This window comes from Enterobacter sp. DTU_2021_1002640_1_SI_PRY_ASU_LCPMC_013, assembly GCF_032389435.1.
Taxonomy (GTDB): Bacteria; Pseudomonadota; Gammaproteobacteria; order Enterobacterales; family Enterobacteriaceae; genus Enterobacter; species Enterobacter hormaechei_C.
The window spans coordinates 4,674,635-4,692,203 of the sequence record NZ_CP135594.1; the positions used below are offsets into that span (position 1 = coordinate 4,674,635).

Genomic DNA, 17,569 nt, shown 5'->3' on the forward strand with positions numbered 1-17,569 from the left:
CCGTGGAAAAAGGCAGGTATGCGTATCGCATTCCTGCCCTCAAACGCTTAGTGGTCGAGGTAAAGATAGTGCATCCAGCTGGTCATACGCAGCAGCACTTTACGCATCACCGAGACGTGGGCGAAGTGGTCGGAATAGACGGCGACCTGGGCATAGATGCCGTCAGGCAGCGCATCAACATCCGCGTTCGGTTCCAGTTCGATAAGCGCCTGCACTCCGTCCGTTCCCGGCGCCACCGTCAGCGACTGTAACGCCCCCTGTGCCTGATAGGTTCCTCCCGGCACCACCGGCAGGATGCTGGTGAGTTTACCGGAAAACACCTGGCCCGGCAGCGCGTTGAACACCACTTCCGCTTCGTCGCCAGGCTTTAGACGCAGTAATGAGTTCTGGCGAAACTGAGCGATAATCTGGCGTTTCTGCTCAGGAATAAACACCATCACCGGACGCAGCGGCAGCGCGGCGGCGTAGGTTCCCGGGCGGATAAGGACCTGCGTGACGTAGCCATTGCCTGGCGCGCGGACCACCGTCTGTTCCAGGTTATAGGTGGCCTCGGCCAGCTGCGCCCGAAGCGAAGCAATTTGCGACTGCTCGCCGTTGACCATACTGTCTAACTGACTCTGGATCTGAGTCTGTTCAGCAACCGAGCCTTTTACCAGCGCATCCTGCGCCAGATAGTTCTGCCGTGCGTTATCAATATCGCTTTCAGAGAACGGATTGACCTTCGCCCGGCTGCCTTTGACATAGCGCTGATAATCTTTATACAGCCGGTCACGTTCAGCAGAAACGCGGGTCGTGTTGGCCTGCGCTTCAGAGTGCTGGGCTTTCAGTACGTCAATATTGTGTGTGGCGGTGACCAGATCGGCTTTCAACCTGTCGACGCGCGCCTGATACTTACCCGGATCGAGTTTAAATAACATTTCGCCCTTTTTAATGAGCTGATTATTTTTATCGGTCACTTCACTGACCACACCGGTGACCTGCGGCGTAATTGGGATTGAAATAACCGCTTTTTGCGCCGTAAAGGTGTAGGGATGGTTATAGTTCATTAACAGGATTAGCCCCGCTACAATAAATATCCCGCCTAATGACGCGGTGGCAAGCGTCCACTGGTTTACCGGAATACGGAATATTTTGAAAATAGCCCAGGCAAAGGCCACATAGGTCAGAATAATCAACAGATCCATGATTATCGCTCCAGCGCGTTTTTATCGGCCACGGGCTGCACGGCGGCGAGCTTTTGCTCAAGCTCGGTGACGCGTCTCGCAAGCGCATCAACATCAGAAGGTCGGTCTGACGGCTGCATGTGGTTTTGCATACCCCAGCCGCGATCTTCGCGGTACAGCGTGGCCCAAATCCACAGGAAGGGCCAGATGGCATGGAGCGTAAACAGGCTGATCCAGCCTGCCGTATGGATAGCATCCGCATGGGGGTGATTACGCTTTTTCGCCATATTGTAAGGAATATCATGAATGGCAATGATCCCGTAGAACAGAACCAGGAACACGAAAATTAATACGCCCAGCGCGAAATAGTTGAGAAACATAGTCTCCTCGCTTACATAATATCAACTCATTAAATGAATAAATCGGTACGCAACCTGTTAATTAATTTATTTTTAAACAAACAGGCGGCGACTATTATTTCAGAGCCGGGGAGTATCTTTTTTTATAATAACTGCATGCAAGTTTATAAACGTGTCAAAATATAACCCGGATAATAATATATTCACTCTTACGATATGAGCGTAATCCAGGTTTTCGCTTTTCGCCATACAACATTATGACGCATTCGGCTTAGCTATTAATGTTGCTTTTTTACAGTGCGCCACGCTATTGCGAGCAGAAAATGGCTGCGCTCGCAGCGGGACGAATCGGAATAAAAATATTTTGTGAATCAAATCACAATTTGAAAACAAACAGCCTACTTAACATTGTGATATAAATCACAAAACACCGCCCATTTTGGCGTAACTTTGAGCGATGTATTTTTTTTACACACTCATTTTGTGATAGCGATCACTTCATTAATATCCTCACCCCCTACATTCATGTGATTCAGATCACACAAAATTTCGCTATCTGGACAGTTGAACGATTCAGTGCCAGATTTCACAGCATCAGAACAGGGCCCGGCTACCTCTGCCGCCGCACATTAACGATAAACCTCGGGCCACAAGCCTAAGCGTAAACATAAGAAGGGGTGTTTTATGTCATCCGATTTCAAGATCAAAGTGCAAAGCTTTGGTCGTTTCCTCAGCAACATGGTGATGCCAAATATCGGCGCGTTTATCGCGTGGGGTATTATCACCGCATTATTTATTCCGACAGGGTGGTTGCCTAACGAAACGCTGGCAAAACTTGTTGGCCCAATGATTACCTATCTCCTGCCACTGCTCATCGGTTATACCGGTGGTCGTCTGGTGGGCGGTGACCGCGGTGGCGTCGTGGGTGCCATCACAACCATGGGGGTGATTGTCGGTGCGGATATGCCGATGTTCCTCGGTGCGATGATTGCCGGTCCTCTGGGCGGCTGGGCGATCAAGAAATTTGACGTCTGGGTTGATGGCAAGATCAAATCCGGCTTCGAAATGCTGGTGAACAACTTCTCTGCGGGCATCATCGGGATGATCCTCGCGATTCTGGCGTTCCTCGGCATTGGCCCGGCGGTTGAAGTGCTGTCCAAGCTGCTGGCCGCGGGCGTTAACTTCATGGTGGCGCACGACATGCTGCCGCTGGCGTCTATCTTCGTTGAACCAGCGAAAATCCTGTTCCTGAACAACGCCATCAACCACGGTATCTTCTCACCGCTGGGTATTCAGCAGTCACACGATCTCGGCAAGTCCATCTTCTTCCTGATTGAAGCGAACCCGGGTCCAGGTATGGGCGTTCTGCTGGCGTACATGTTCTTTGGTCGCGGCAGCGCGAAACAGTCTGCTGGCGGCGCGGCGATCATTCACTTCCTGGGCGGTATTCACGAAATTTACTTCCCGTATGTGCTGATGAACCCACGTCTGATCCTGGCCGTTATCCTTGGCGGTATGACCGGCGTGTTCACCCTGAGCGTACTGGGCGGTGGTCTGGTGTCTCCGGCTTCTCCAGGCTCTATCCTGGCGGTGCTGGCGATGACCCCGAAAGGCGCCTACTTCGCGAACATCGCGGCGATCTGTGCGGCCATGGCGGTCTCCTTCGTGGCCTCCGCTATCCTGCTGAAAACCAGCAAGGTGAAAGAAGACGACGATATCGAAGCGGCAACCCGTCGTATGCATGACATGAAAGCCGAATCCAAAGGCGCAACACCGCTGACGGCGGGTGATGTCTCTAACGACCTGAGCCACGTGCGCAAAATTATCGTGGCTTGTGATGCCGGTATGGGCTCCAGCGCAATGGGTGCGGGCGTACTGCGGAAGAAAGTGCAGGATGCGGGTCTGACCAACATCTCCGTCACCAACAGCGCGATTAACAGCCTGCCGCCGGACGTTGACCTGGTGATCACGCACCGCGATCTGACCGAACGCGCTATGCGTCAGGTACCGCAGGCGCAGCACATTTCCCTGACCAACTTCCTCGACAGCGGCCTGTACGCCAGCCTGACCGAACGCCTGGTGGCGGCGCAGCGCCATGAAGATAACGAAGTGAAAGTGCGTACCAGCCTGCAAGACAGCTTCGACGAGAGCAACGCGCATCTGTTCAAACTGGGCGCTGAAAACATCTTCCTTGGCCGCACGGCGACCAATAAAGAAGAGGCCATTCGCTTCGCCGGTGAGCAGCTGGTGAAAGGCGGCTACGTTCAGCCTGAGTACGTTGAGGCGATGCTGGAACGCGAAAAGCTGACCCCAACCTACCTGGGTGAATCCATCGCGGTTCCGCACGGTACGGTGGAAGCCAAAGACCGCGTGCTGAAAACCGGCGTGGTGTTCTGTCAGTATCCTGATGGCGTGCGCTTCGGTGAAGAAGAGGACGACATCGCCCGTCTGGTGATTGGTATCGCCGCTCGCAACAACGAGCATATCCAGGTGATTACCAGCCTGACCAACGCGCTGGATGACGAAACGGTTATTGAGCGTCTGGCCAACACCACCAGCGTTGAAGAAGTTCTGGCATTGCTGAACAAGTAACAGCGTCTCTTCCCTCTCCCCCCGGGGAGAGGGCTAGGGTGAGGGGAAAACGTTCCTCACCCCAGCCCTCTCGGGTAAAAACATTGATGAAGGTTAACACTATGAAAGCATTACATTTTGGCGCAGGTAATATCGGTCGTGGCTTTATCGGTAAACTGCTGGCAGACGCGGGCATTACCCTGACATTCGCCGATGTGAATCAGGTGGTTCTGGATGCCCTGAATGCCCGTCATAGCTATCAGGTTCACGTGGTGGGTGAAAACGAACAGGTTGAAACGGTCTCTGGCGTCAACGCGGTAAGCAGCATTGGCGACGACGTGATTGACCTCATCGCGAGCGTTGATCTGGTCACCACCGCCGTGGGTCCGGTGGTGCTTGAGCGTATCGCCCCGGCGGTTGCGAAAGGCCTGGCGAGGCGTAAAGCACAGGGCGTTGAAACACCGCTGAACATCATCGCCTGTGAAAACATGGTGCGCGGCACCACGCAGCTGAAAGGCCACGTTCTTGCGGCCGTCGCCGACGAAGATAAAGCCTGGGTTGAAGCGCACGTGGGTTTTGTGGATTCCGCCGTGGATCGCATCGTTCCGCCGTCAGCATCCGCCACCAACGACCCGCTGGAAGTGACCGTGGAAACCTTCAGCGAGTGGATCGTTGATAAAACCCTGTTTAAGGGCGCGCTGCCGACCATTCCGGGAATGGAATTAACCGATAACCTGATGGCATTTGTCGAACGTAAACTCTTCACGCTGAACACCGGGCATGCTATAACCGCGTACCTCGGAAAATTGGCCGGTCATCAGACGATTCGTGACGCGATCCTCGATGAGAACATCCGTGCGGTGGTCAAAGGGGCAATGGAAGAGAGCGGCGCGGTGCTGATCAAACGCTACGGTTTTGATGCTGATAAACACGCGGCATACATCCAGAAAATCCTCGGTCGTTTTGAAAACCCGTATCTGAAAGATGACGTTGAGCGCGTGGGTCGTCAGCCGCTGCGTAAACTGAGCGCGGGCGACCGCCTGATTAAACCGCTGCTGGGCACGCTGGAATACGGCCTGCCGCACGCTAACCTGGTGAAGGGCATCGCTGCCGCCATGCACTACCGCAGCGAGCAGGACCCGCAGGCGATTGAGCTGGCTCAGCTGATTGATGACAAAGGCGCGCAGGCTGCGCTGGCGCAGATCTCCGGTCTGGATGCCAACAGTGACGTAGTTGCGGAGGCGGTCAGCGCATACAACGCAACCAAATGATGCAGAGTCCGGCGCAGGTTAGCCTGCGCCCGAATAACAGATTGTCAGATATGCAGGCAATAATGGAACAAACCCAGGCCTTTGAAAATCGTGTGCTTGAGCGTCTGAATGCTGGCAAAACCGTACGAAGTTTCCTGATTGCCGCCGTCGAGCTGTTAACCGAGGCGGTGAACATTCTGGTGCTTCAGGTGTTTCGCAAAGACGACTACGCGGTAAAGTATGCTGTAGAACCGTTACTGGACGGAGACGGACCGCTGGGCGATTTATCGGTACGGCTGAAGCTGATTTACGGTCTTGGCGTGCTGAACCGCCAGGAGTATGAAGACGCCGAGCTGTTAATGGCGCTGCGCGAAGAGCTCAATCATGACGGTAATGAGTACACCTTTACCGATGATGAGATACTGGGGCCCTTCGGCGAACTGCACTGCGTATCCGCGCTTCCTCCCGCACCTCAGTTTGATAACAGCGACCCTGAGCTGTACGCGATGCAAAAGCTGCGTTATCAACAGGTTGTGCGCTCCACCATGGTGCTTTCCCTGACTGAGCTGATTTCTAAAATCAGCTTAAAAAAAGCGTTTCAGAAGTAAGCCCGCACACATTGGTGTATCCTTCCCTGTAAATTCCCCGTTTTCAGAGTTATTTGTCATGAAAGAAGTCGAAAAGAACGAAATTAAACGCCTGAGCGACCGTCTGGATCTGATCCGCCATCAGATGGCTGGCCTCTCCCTGGTCGATTCCGCCGAGAAATATGCCGAGCTGGAAAAAGAGTCCGTGAAGCTGGAGGCGGAAATTGAACGCCTGCGCGAAGTGAAAGGCCAGAAGCTGAGTAAAGAAGCGCAGAAGCTGATGAACATGCCGCATCGCCGCGCGATCACCAAAAAAGAGCAGGCCGACATGGGCAAGCTGAAGAAAAGCGTCCGTGGCCTGGTGGTGGTGCACCCGATGACTGAGCTTGGTCGCGAAATGGGCCTGAAAGAGATGACGGGTTTTTGTAAGACCGCGTTCTGATACTTAATTTAAGTTAAATTAAATACAAACCAGCCCAATAGATTCACCAAAAGAATGTATTGGGTTTTTTTATTACCTAAAAGTACCGGACTGCTGCCCGAAAATGTAAAGAAGTAATAGTAAACTCTGCGGGTTCACAATTGTCATTGTTAAGAGTAAAGTGGACATTCATTTCTTTCGATCTAACTAATACACACGGCACGCCATTGAAATATAATATATTTTCTTTGGCTTGATGGTATGTCATTGCATTAGGTTATAAATTTTATGAATTCTACTGAGAGCTCAACCTTTCAAAACAGCGCCCTTTCTTTAGAACAAAAACTTGAAAAAGCCAGGGCTGAACTTCTGGACTTAGGGGCAAGGAACCGCTTACTCAACATTCCACGATCGAAGAATACGCGTTTCCTGGAAGTGATTGATGAGCGTTCCGAACTGGTTTACAAACTTCTGTTTAATGAAAAAAAGACGTTCACATTTTTACATGGTAAATCAGGAAAAGAAGACGACCTGGAGAGAGAAGATAGTCTTTCAGAGGAAAAATCTTTTATTTATCAATTCGATGAGACAGACGCCGAAATAAAATCGCAGCATCTTGATACTAAACTACAGACTCGTTTGACACCTAAAGGGTTGCAGACTCGATTACTCGATTTGTATCACGACGCCAAAACGCTTGAAGAAGAGCAAGGAGCAAACATTCTTTTCCTGGCATTGGGCACGTTGAAGTGGGTGGATCCCGCGAATAAAGAGAATATCCGTTATGCCCCGTTGATACTGGTGCCAGTCAGTCTGGAACGCGGTAGTGCTGGAGAAAGATTTAAACTAAAAGCGCGTTCAGAAGACATAATCCCTAACCTTTCTCTAGAAGCCTTCCTTGAACGCGTGCACCAGATCACATTACCTGTAATGCAATCTGACGATGATGAAATTAACATAAGTGGTTACTTTGACTCTGTACAGCAAGCAATAGCATTGAAATCAGATTGGGAAGTTATACCCAACGACATTATCCTTGGTTTGTTCTCATTTTCTAAATTTTTGATGTATCGAGATCTCGATCCTGCAAACTGGCCCAATGAAGAAGCTATTACATCAAAATATCTTATTCGTGCGCTGATGGAAGAAGGGTTCGATGAAAGTGATGGACTTCTCTCAGAAGATAGCTCTATAGACCCCATCATCACGCCAAAAGATATGCTTCATATAATGGATAGCGACAGTTCTCAAACGCTCGCAATTCATGAAGTAAGAAGAGGTAGAAACCTTGTTATACAAGGGCCACCGGGGACGGGTAAGTCGCAAACGATAGCCAATATCATTGCATCTGCCATCGCAGATGGAAAAACGGTGCTTTTCGTTGCAGAAAAAATGGCAGCTCTTGAAGTGGTCAAGCGGCGTCTCGACCAAACAGGAGTGGGTGATGCCTGTTTAGAACTGCACAGCAATAAGGCCAATAAACGAATTTTACTCGAAGAGTTGAAACGAGTATGGGATTTAGGTTCACCCCGCGGCGAATTTCCTGATGAATTGATTGAGAATTTAACTGAAGCCCGGGATTCTCTCAATGCCCACCCAGCGCGCCTCCATAAAGTCTACACACCTTCAGGTTTGACCCCCTACCAGGTCATTGGGCAATTGGTAAGATTGCGTCAAAATGGGCAAACACCTACAGACTTCTTTCTTTATGGCTTCGATGAATGGAGCAATAACGATCTGATAAAACGACTGGTTCTCGTTAAAGAGCTTACTGAGCGAATTGAAGATATTGGGCTACCCCATAATCACCCGTGGAATGGCGTAAAACGAGAATCCGTTTTGCCTGGTGAACTCGATCGCCTAATGCCAAAAATCACTATGTTGTTGCACAAAGCACATGACTTTCAAAATAGTATAGTGGCTCTGGCTGCACGAGTTGGGATAACACCTGTACCCGTACATTTCAAAGAGGCAGACAAAATTGTTCAGATTGCTAACCTCATAAATCAGGCGCCTGAGTTTGAGGAAGCAGCATTAGTAAATCCTGTCTGGTCTAACTCTCTAAACGAAATAAAAAGTCTAATTGAACAAGGTGAAACGTATCAGGATAATCTCCAGGAAATCAAAGAACTGCTTCATGACGGTCAGTTTGATACCCCTCTCCTTGAATTTCGGGATGAGTTACAAACAATCCCGGAGGATCTTTTGCCAGATGCCTTCTCAGCCGCAAAAGCATTGCTACCGCTATTACCCCAAATTCAGTTAACAGTGGCCCATCTGACGAAAGAGCTAGGCACTGAATCTCCTTATCGTTCATCTCATGAAATTAAAAATCTGATAGAACTCAGCATACGTGTGGCGGATGCCCCCGATGCGAGCCCACAAGCTTTTATTGCTTCTGTGTGGGAACATGGTGTCGAACAAGCAAGGGAGTTGGTCAATTCGATCGCTGATTTATATTCTTTACGTCAGAAAATTGATCCACTTGTATCAGAGACCATTTGGGGTACCGACCTTACACAACTTCGTCATAACCTCGCGATACATACTGGGATATTCAAAATTTTGAACAGCGAATGGCGCCGTTCACGTGCACTTGCCCGCTCTCTCATTCGAGATACAAATCAACCTATTCAGCAGCAAATTGAGCTTTTGGATAATGTTATTCAGGCGCAAATACTAAGAAAAAATATCGCCAACGCTAGCGAGTTTGGTAATAGTGCGTTTGGCTCACACTGGCGTGGTGAAAACAGTGACAGCAGTGCTTTGAAAGCATTAGTAGAATGGATGGCAACGCTTAAAGATGTTGGTTCAGAAGCGCGTATACTTGCGAGCCAACTGTCTGATCGTGAAACTTTGAGGCACCTTAGCCAGAAACTGGAGCAGCTTCTTAATCAAACCGGCATCGAACTGAAGCAACTTTGGAAAGCGTTTGGCGCAGGTGCAGAATCCTGGTTTGATAATCATTATTCTATTAAGCGTGTTCCATTAAGCTATGTTGAAGCTCTGGCGCAAAAACTCCGTCGTATAGATTCAACATCACATCAGGTCTTTAAAGAACCGGCAGATCGCCCCGGAGAACGCCTGACGCTGGTTAAGAAGATTATCGCACTGCAATATCAAAAGAAGGTCATTGAATCTCAATCCGAATTGGGAAGTGCAGCATTCGGTAGTGCATGGCTGGACACACAGTCAAACTGGCATAATCTCTTTAGAGATTATACATGGATGGAAAAACACAGTGATTTACGCTTCATCTGCGCAACCATAAACAATCGCGATGAGTTACTGAATTCTGCTAAACAACTTTCAGCGACACGTGTCTCTATCATTGACGAACTTGAAAACCTGGCCAACGAACTCGAATCGTCTACCGATGATCTCTTCCATTTAGATAATCAACTTTTACCTATCGATAGCGTCCTGAGCAAACTAACCTCCTGGACTGAAAATGCCGAACAATTGTCTAAATGGGTTGCCTGGCAACACCGACGTAACCAGGCGAATAACCAGGGGCTGTCAGAAGTTGTAGAACGGCTTGAGGATGGGCGCTTACCATTATCCAATTGTTATAGCTCGGTCGAATATACTTATTATGAATCGCTGTTCAGTTTAATGGCTAAAGAGTCACCTTCCCTTTCCCGCTTCGATGGCGATCTTCATAACCGAAAAGTTCAGTTCTTTGCCGAAATGGATTTACGACGTATAAAAAGCTCAAGTATTGAGGTTGCCCGAGCACACCATCGCCGTATTCCTTCAAAAATCGGAGCGGCCGGTCCCGTTGGAGTCCTGCGCGCTGAAATGGCCAGGAAAAGAGGCCATATGCCTATTCGCCAATTGATGCTTAAAGCGGGCCCAGCAATTCAGGCAATCAAACCGGTCATGATGATGAGCCCGCTTTCTGTCGCACAATTCTTGATACCTGGTAAGCAAAAATTTGATTTGCTTGTAATGGATGAAGCCAGCCAGATTCAGCCTGTCGATGCCATAGGTGCAATTGCTCGGTGTCAGCAAGTTGTTGTTGTTGGCGACGAAAGACAATTACCGCCAACCAGTTTCTTCTCTCGCATGACTGAAGCCAGTAACGATGATGGAGATGAAGATTCGACGCAAGTAGCAGATATCGAAAGCATACTTGGACTGTTTGTGGCCAGAGGCTTGCCACAAAGAATGCTTCGCTGGCATTACCGCAGTCGACATCAGTCGCTTATTGCGGTTTCTAATAGTCAGTTCTATGAAAATAAACTGTTTATCGTCCCAAGCCCATATACCGAAGAGGCTGGTATGGGCTTGCGATTCCATTATGTAGAAAACGGTGTTTTCGAATCAGGTGCAGGTAATGCCAATCCTATTGAGGCGAAAAGGATTGCTACCGCCATTCTTGAGCATGTACAGCAGAATCCTGAATTGTCATTGGGAGTCGCAACATTTTCCGTTTCACAACGTAAGGCTATTCAGGATGAATTAGAGGTTCTTCGTCGTTTAAATCCACAATATGAAGATTTCTTTAATTCTCATCCTGGCGAGCCATTCTTCATTAAAAACCTGGAAAACATTCAAGGTGACGAACGTGATGTCATCATGATCTCAGTAGGATATGCGCGTAATAAACAAGGCTATCTGGCAATGCGATTCGGCCCTCTGGGTTCGCAAGGTGGTGAGCGACGGCTTAATGTGCTGATTAGCCGTGCAAAACGCCGATGTGAAGTTTTTGCATCAATCACTGATGAAGATATTGACCTTGAGCGCGCGAAAGGTGCTGGTGTATTGGCGTTCAAGCTCTTCCTGCGATATGCCCGCACAGGACGTTTATCAATGTCCACATCTTCCGGGCGCCCTATGGATAGCGTATTTGAAGAACAAGTCGCCTCAGCACTTCAGAACCGAGGCTATCAGGTGCATCCACAAGTTGGAATCGCTGGTTTCTTTATCGATCTGGCGATCGCCGATCCTGAACTGCCCGGGCGATATCTGCTGGGTATTGAATGCGATGGCAGTGCTTATCATTCCTCTCGCTCTGCGCGAGAACGCGATCGTTTGCGCCAGGCAGTTCTTGAAGATCATGGCTGGATCATACACCGTATCTGGAGTACTGACTGGTTCCAAAGACCTGAAGAGCAACTGCAAAGAGTTATTAATGCTATTGAGAATGCAAAATCAGAGCTGAATAGCAGAGCAGAACATAACGCAGGTCGTTCTCGAGCCGTTCCTGTAGATATCGTTACCGTTGAACGAGAAGATATTATTGAGGTAGGTTTAGATCGAGCCGGCTCCGCAAACGATCAGTCTGTCAATTACGAAGAGGCAAAGATTGATGCTCAACTTTCGTATGCTTTACATGAAACACCAACTGGTATTCTCGCTGACATGATTGAAAAAATTGTCTTCACAGAATCACCTATTCACATGAACGAAGTCATTACCCGCCTTCGTACTGCATGGGGATTACAACGGGCAGGAGCAAGGATAGAAAGCGTTGTCAGCCAGGCCGCTCAAATTGCTTGTATGAAAGGTAAAATCTACGAAGAAAATGGATTTTTCTATCATAAGGAAGTAATGATTCTACTTCGAAACAGGCAGAACGTGATATCTACGGGTTTACGTAAACCTGAATTGATTGCACCTAAAGAAATCGCTTCTGGAGCAATGCAAATTGTCAGGGCTAGCTTGGGCGCAACAGAGGATGAAATCATTACAGCTGTGTCGAGAATGCTTGGTTTTAAATCAACCAGCAGTGTTCTGAAGAGAGTCATCTCCGATACTATTGAGCAACAAATTAAAGATAAGTACCTCAAGCAACATGATGGTCTTATTTTGATTGATGAGCCTCACGTTGATAGCATCAGAAATGTTGTTTAATTCATCCTTATGTATTTAACCCTTTCCTAGAGGCTCACCATTACTAGGCGATCGCCGCGAAATGGGCCTGAAAGAGATGACGGGGTTTTGTAAGACCGCGTTCTGATCGTCCTCCCCTGCCGCTGCGGCAGGGGAAACTCAGTTGTAAATCAGGTTAAACGTCGCCATCGCATCCGCTTTTCCCGCCGTCACGTTCTCTTCCGTCTGAAGGTAATGCGCATCAAACCAGAAGGTTTGCGTCTGGTTATCCCCCACTTGCCCAAATGCTGACACCTGTGGGGTGTTCCACGGTACCACCTGCCCCTGAACCGAACCGGTATTGTCACCGTAAAGCAGTTCGATCCCGACACCGCTGGCGCTATCCTCCTGCTTCGTCAATGCCAGCGCCCGATCGTTGCCCGGCGTGGTATCGCCAAAGAAACCCATCTTCACCGCCGTGTTATTTTCGCAGGTCACCGGAATGCTGAAGCGTCCGCCTCCGGCGCGGGAGCCTATGCCATGAAATTCACGCTGGCTCACGCTCCCCATGGGAACAAGAATGCTGCGAGAGCCCACTGAACAGCTGGTACGCCTGACGGTGAAGCTGGCGAGATGGATCTGTACCGGTGTCGCCACGTTGGTGGCGCTGGCTTGATTTTCTCCCGCCTGCAATATCAGCGATCCGACATTTTGCTCCTGGGAATTGGCGTTATCGTCAGGCATGGCGCTGGTCGTTGGAATTTTGTAAAACACCACCCAGAACTGCATTTTATACATTGAGGCGCTGGCAAAGGCGGGGTTTTGCGATGCGTCGCAAATGCGCCGGGACTCATTGCCATTCACCTGACTTGTGCCGTCAATATAGCGTACCGCATCGGCGCCGCAGTACTGCTGTTCCCGGAACCCCAGTGCGTAGCCGATGCCGTCGATCTGAGTTTTATAGACGTGACGTGACGCACCGTCTTCACCAACCACGGTGCCGACGGGGTTATCCACGTCGACAAAGCCGATACTACGCCAGGCATCATTCCCGCCATCACAGCTGTAGAAATCCGCCCCGGTAGACTGTATCGGCGCAGATATCGGCGTCCAGTCCGCCGTGCCGGGCGCATACCCTATGGCGTAGGGCACCTGAACGACCCACTGATCGCGCGTGGTGCGGCAAGATGAGGTCTGAGCATGGGCATGAAAACTCAGCATGCCAAAAAGCGAAAGAAGGCTCAGGTAGAAAAACCAGTGAATAAAACGACGCATGATATTCCTCTAATGGCACTCAACGGATAGCGTGGCGATACCGGGGGCCATATGAGCTTTCCCCAGTCTGAAAGGTGTCTGGCATTGCTGCTGCTCCCCGTCCTGATACCAGCTGACGCGCAGGGTGCCGCGCTCTGGTACCCCGCTCAGGTAGGCCTGACCGCCGTCAGCGACCATGCTTCGGTTTGCAGAATGGCGGTTCTGCTCCACCACTTCAGCCTGCGCGCCAAACGGCAACGGTTCGCCGTGGTAGCGCAGGGAAAACAGAACGCGATAACCAATATGGGTTTTGTAATTGGCCAGCACCACCGCGCCGCTGGTGGGAATGAGCGTCAGACCGCTCTGCTCAACGTCGACGTTCTCCCCCAGCGTCGCCGTATCAAGACTGACGGTATTTTTGCGATACGCCGAGAGCGTTGGCATGACCGCATAGCCGCGGCTGTCGGTATGGATCCCGTTGTAGCCCTCCGGCTCAACGTTTGCCGCACCGGGCACGCGTAGCAGGGCGACGGTATCGCCCAGCGGCTGGCTAAGCGTGACGCCATACTGCGTGGCGATAACGCCTCCGGCGAGTCCGAGACTCGCGTTGCTACCGCTTCGGCTGTGGTCATAACCGAGACTGACGTTGCCATAGCCACCGTTGTATTGCAGCGCCAGGCTGGTACTGTCGGCTTGTCCCCCGCTGGCCTTACTCTGCTGAACGCTGTAATTAAGGTTGCGATTCGCCAGCGCGCTGCCGTTGAGTGACACCTGCTGCGTGGTCATCCCACGATTGTTGTGGTTGATGAAGTAACTGACCGAGCTGTCCGGTAACCAGTGACCAAGCGGAACATTGACGTTAAACGACACGGTACGATCGGGATGCTGCTCAAGCGCTGAGTCGGTGTAGTCATACCCCGCGCCCCAGGTAATGCCTCGCCAGCTGGTGTACCAGCCAATGTGGATGGTTTTATCCTGCCCGGACGTATGCCAGTAATCCTGCATCCATGCCGAGACGCTGAGGCTGCCGAACTGACCCAGCGTCTGTGAGAAGGTGACCTGCGAGCGGCTACGGCGATTATTGAGTTGCAGCTGTTGGCTGTCAGACTGATTCAGTTCACTGAATTCATAGTAATTGCGCAAGGCATAGCGATAACTCGCCAGGTTGAAGGCGGTGCCGGTAGCGCTGAAATCTTTCTGATACTGAATGCGCCACGCCTGCCCCATCGCGCTTTTGCCATTGGGTAAACGGCTTTTTGCCAGCGTATCGTCAATGCCCAGCGAGCCAAATGCGCCAAACCCTCAGCCTACGCCAATTGCACCGGCCTGATAGTTGCTCGCCGTACGAAAGCCGCCATACACCGTCATCCTCGAGAGCAGGCCGTAGAAGAAAGCGCCTTCAACAAACTCAGGTGAACGCGCATCGCCGGAGCCGGAGTGAAATCGTCCGGCGTTGAGGCTGTATTTCAGGCTGCCCAGGCGTCGCATAAACGGCACCGCAGAATAGGGTTGGGTAAAGACGCGCGTTGAGCCGTCACTTTCCGTGACCGTCACCTGTAGATCGCCACTTTGTGCGCCGGGGAACAGATCGTTAATGATAAATGGCCCGGCGGCCACCCAGGTTTCATAGATCACATAGCCATTTTGCGAAACGGAGACTTTAGCGAAGCTGTGTGCGACGCCGCGGATGGTTGGTGCGAAGCCGCGCTGGCTGTCGGGCAACATGCTTTCGCTTGATGTGAGCTGTACCCCGCGAAACGCCACGCTATCGAAGACGTCACCTGCGGTCCAGGCATCGCCGATCCGTAGCTGGCTGTTAAGACGGCGAATATCCCGGGTCAGCCAGCTACTTTGCGACTGAAAATGGTCGCCGCCCGCGTCGCTGTGGCTCCAGGCGGAGGTGTTGCGCAACCGCCACGCCCCCAGATTGATACCGTTACGCAGGCTCAGATAGCTGGATGTCGTGACGCCACGCTGATGATGTGCCTGGCCGCCCGACAGACTGTAATCAGTAAATGCCGCCGGGATACCATCGTCCCACTGCGACTGCGGCACGTAGCCACGGCTGCGGTGTTTCATCGCCGCCTGCGGCAGGCTGAGAAAGAGACGCTGCTGGTTGAAATCATAAGAGGTTCGCGCTGCCGGAATAAAATCCGCGAGGTGCGTGAACGTTTCTCCCTCCCGCAACCGGGAGAATGCAGGAATGGCCCTGACATTCACCCCAAGCGCTTCCAGCAGTGATACGCTAAAAACGGGTTGCAGGCCGCCTTTCTCATTGACGAAGGTGATCTCCTGATGCCGCTCCTCGCGTCCGTTAATTTCCAGCGTCACGAGCCAGGTGCCTGGCATTTGCCCGCCCTTTTCAGAGAAATAGTGCAGATCCGCCGTTTTCTGTTCGGTAGAGGAAAGCTCCAGCGCGGCGGGATCAAAGTAATCCTCAGCCATCCCCGCGCGGCTGAAGCTAAGCAGCAACACCGAAAGCGGCGCATAACGAAACAGGCGAAAAGGCATGGTCTTAAAGAGGCTGGGTGTGGGTGGCGGTGATGGCACCAAAATCATTAATAGCCGACCAGCTTACGCCCCCGGAGGCGGACACAGGCCATTCGCGGGTTTCCCCTGGACCGATCATGCCCGGCTGCTCAATTTTATGCCCGCCAACGGTCAGCCGATAAAAAGAGACGTAGTATGGCGTCGGGTTGGCGGCCTTAAGCCCTTTTCCCGTCCGCGAAAACGTTATTTTCTGCCAGGCAGTGGCAGCGTCCCCTTTAAGGTTGTCCGGGCGGTAGAAAATTTTAAATTTCGATTTAACGTTAACTTGTAATTCGTTGCTGCTCTCTTTTGGCTTTGGCGCAATCGCTTTAATATCGAGCCAGAATACAGATTCACGATCTGTGGGCAGCGGTGCGCCGGTATATTGAATACGCAGCGTGTTGGTCTGCTCCGGATCAAGTCTGAACAGAGGTGGTGTGACAATAAATGGCGCAGCGTTATTTTTACCCTGTCCATCCCCTTCAACCCACGACTGAATAAGATAGGGAACCGCACTTTCCATATTAGAAACAGAAAATGCCACCTCCTTGCTGTGTTGTGGGTATACGATCCGTGTTCCCCCCATTACAACGCCCGCGGAAACTGACGCAGAACTAACCATTAATGCAGTGAGCATAATATACGATAAACGTTTCATCATTATTATCTCTGGAGGTGGCTGACAGTGAAATCAGTTATAAACCATCAGGAAGTTGGAAACGGCATTGACGTCGCCCGCGTTAATTTCCGACCCGTCTTTGTCGAGAGAGGCATAAAACGTTAATTCAGCGTTGCCTTCAGCATCCGGTGCGGTTGTTTCAGATACCGTACCCGGTTTAATCGCGGTGCTGCGATCGCTGTTATAAAGCTTCACGCCGACGCCCGTCGCCATACCTTCGCCTGGCGTAACCTGTAGCAGTGTGTCATTCACCGTATCTTTGGTTCCGTCAAACAGTACCGCAACCGATTCAACCGTCTCCGGGCAGTTCTCTACGTTGATTTTGAACTCACGCGGCGTCGTTTCGCTGTGATCGTCGAAGTAGCTTTTCGCCCACGCGCCGAGGTCTACCGTTTTGCTTTTTGACGCAGGGGTAATATCACAGGAAATAAGGGTGATTTTCCCGGTAAAGTTGATCACGCCGCCTGTGCTCTGCGAGCCAGCTCCTGTATCCAGGGAAGCATTAACGCCAGAATCACTGCTTGCCAGTACTGATTGAGAAGATAACAGCAGCCCCGCCGCGGCAATCGCCAGCGCCACATTTTTGATTTTCATTTGGAACACTTTCCCCTCTGTAAATTAAACAGATATAGACTTGTTGTACCAGGTACAATAACCGCTATAAGGATTTAAAAACGCCACCAAAAGGGTTTTAGCAGAATGGGTGACGCGACCTTATAGAATAAAGCAGGGTCCATCCCATGGTGATAATCCGTATATTTTCAGAAGGCCATACACAGATATCCTGCAACTGAGGAAATGACTTCTGGCCGAAAATAACACTGAATACGTTGTGGTTAGTAATAAATTTAATATCTTCTGTAACGTTGCTTCTGAATAAATAGTAAATCATATGCCTTTTAACGTCTACGTATTGAAAAGCAATACGCCGCGTCTGTA

10 protein-coding genes and 1 pseudogene are annotated in these 17,569 nt (G+C 50.8%); 5 read left to right on the forward strand and 6 right to left on the reverse strand.

The window, feature by feature from the left end:
- Nucleotides 1-47: 47 nt before the first annotated feature.
- Together RS584_RS22370 and RS584_RS22375 are read right to left on the reverse strand one after the other, a co-directional pair.
- A complete protein-coding gene (locus RS584_RS22370) occupies nt 48-1,184 on the reverse strand; it encodes an HlyD family secretion protein (protein ID WP_315748655.1) in 1,137 nt (378 codons plus the stop codon).
- Nucleotides 1,185-1,186: 2 nt separating this feature from the next.
- Nucleotides 1,187-1,543, reverse strand: coding sequence for a DUF3302 domain-containing protein (locus tag RS584_RS22375; RefSeq protein ID WP_315748656.1), 357 nt, complete (start codon nt 1,541-1,543; stop codon nt 1,187-1,189).
- A gap of 663 nt (nt 1,544-2,206) precedes the next feature.
- Here RS584_RS22375 and RS584_RS22380 point away from each other — a divergent pair.
- The 5 genes from RS584_RS22380 (at nt 2,207) to RS584_RS22400 (ending at nt 12,210) form a co-directional block, all read left to right on the forward strand.
- The gene (locus RS584_RS22380; protein WP_047736582.1) at nt 2,207-4,114 is read left to right on the forward strand and encodes a PTS mannitol transporter subunit IICBA; all 1,908 of its coding nucleotides are present in this window, start codon (nt 2,207-2,209) and stop codon (nt 4,112-4,114) included.
- A gap of 101 nt (nt 4,115-4,215) precedes the next feature.
- Nucleotides 4,216-5,364 carry a mannitol-1-phosphate 5-dehydrogenase gene (gene mtlD / locus RS584_RS22385; protein ID WP_315748657.1) on the forward strand — a complete coding sequence of 383 codons (1,149 nt, stop codon included), beginning with the start codon at nt 4,216-4,218 and terminating at the stop codon, nt 5,362-5,364.
- Complete coding sequence (gene mtlR / locus RS584_RS22390) at nt 5,361-5,951, forward strand: mannitol operon repressor MtlR (RefSeq protein ID WP_015572766.1); 591 nt, start codon at nt 5,361-5,363, stop codon at nt 5,949-5,951. Before mtlD ends, mtlR begins: the two co-directional genes overlap by 4 nt.
- 58 nt (nt 5,952-6,009) lie before the next feature.
- Nucleotides 6,010-6,372, forward strand: a complete 363-nt coding sequence (locus RS584_RS22395; protein WP_015572767.1) for a YibL family ribosome-associated protein — start codon at nt 6,010-6,012, stop codon at nt 6,370-6,372.
- Nucleotides 6,373-6,639: 267 nt separating this feature from the next.
- On the forward strand, nt 6,640-12,210 hold the full coding sequence (locus RS584_RS22400) for a DUF3320 domain-containing protein (protein WP_315748659.1): 5,571 nt from the start codon (nt 6,640-6,642) through the stop codon (nt 12,208-12,210).
- Between the two features lie 138 nt (nt 12,211-12,348).
- Here the strand turns inward: RS584_RS22400 and RS584_RS22405 are convergent, their stop codons facing one another.
- The 4 genes and pseudogenes from RS584_RS22405 to RS584_RS22425 form a co-directional block, all read right to left on the reverse strand.
- A complete protein-coding gene (locus RS584_RS22405) occupies nt 12,349-13,443 on the reverse strand; it encodes a fimbrial protein (RefSeq protein ID WP_015572768.1) in 1,095 nt (364 codons plus the stop codon).
- Nucleotides 13,444-13,452: 9 nt separating this feature from the next.
- Nucleotides 13,453-15,933, reverse strand: a pseudogene (locus RS584_RS22415) (fimbria/pilus outer membrane usher protein).
- A 4-nt stretch (nt 15,934-15,937) separates the two neighbouring features.
- Entirely contained in the window at nt 15,938-16,612 is a 675-nt protein-coding gene (locus RS584_RS22420) for a molecular chaperone (protein ID WP_022652045.1), read from the reverse strand.
- Nucleotides 16,613-16,642: 30 nt separating this feature from the next.
- Nucleotides 16,643-17,224 (reverse strand): fimbrial protein, encoded by a 582-nt coding sequence (locus RS584_RS22425; RefSeq protein WP_015572771.1) that lies wholly within the window; start codon nt 17,222-17,224, stop codon nt 16,643-16,645.
- Nucleotides 17,225-17,569 lie beyond the last annotated feature (345 nt).

Coding starts and splice junctions, on each gene's coding strand:
- RS584_RS22370 (WP_315748655.1), bottom strand. CDS start 1,184: ATGGATCTGTTGATTATTCTGACCTATGTGGCCTTTGCCTGGGCTATT.
- RS584_RS22375 (WP_315748656.1), bottom strand. CDS start 1,543: ATGTTTCTCAACTATTTCGCGCTGGGCGTATTAATTTTCGTGTTCCTG.
- RS584_RS22380 (WP_047736582.1), top strand. CDS start 2,207: ATGTCATCCGATTTCAAGATCAAAGTGCAAAGCTTTGGTCGTTTCCTC.
- mtlD (WP_315748657.1), top strand. CDS start 4,216: ATGAAAGCATTACATTTTGGCGCAGGTAATATCGGTCGTGGCTTTATC.
- mtlR (WP_015572766.1), top strand. CDS start 5,361: ATGATGCAGAGTCCGGCGCAGGTTAGCCTGCGCCCGAATAACAGATTG.
- RS584_RS22395 (WP_015572767.1), top strand. CDS start 6,010: ATGAAAGAAGTCGAAAAGAACGAAATTAAACGCCTGAGCGACCGTCTG.
- RS584_RS22400 (WP_315748659.1), top strand. CDS start 6,640: ATGAATTCTACTGAGAGCTCAACCTTTCAAAACAGCGCCCTTTCTTTA.
- RS584_RS22405 (WP_015572768.1), bottom strand. CDS start 13,443: ATGCGTCGTTTTATTCACTGGTTTTTCTACCTGAGCCTTCTTTCGCTT.
- RS584_RS22420 (WP_022652045.1), bottom strand. CDS start 16,612: ATGATGAAACGTTTATCGTATATTATGCTCACTGCATTAATGGTTAGT.
- RS584_RS22425 (WP_015572771.1), bottom strand. CDS start 17,224: ATGAAAATCAAAAATGTGGCGCTGGCGATTGCCGCGGCGGGGCTGCTG.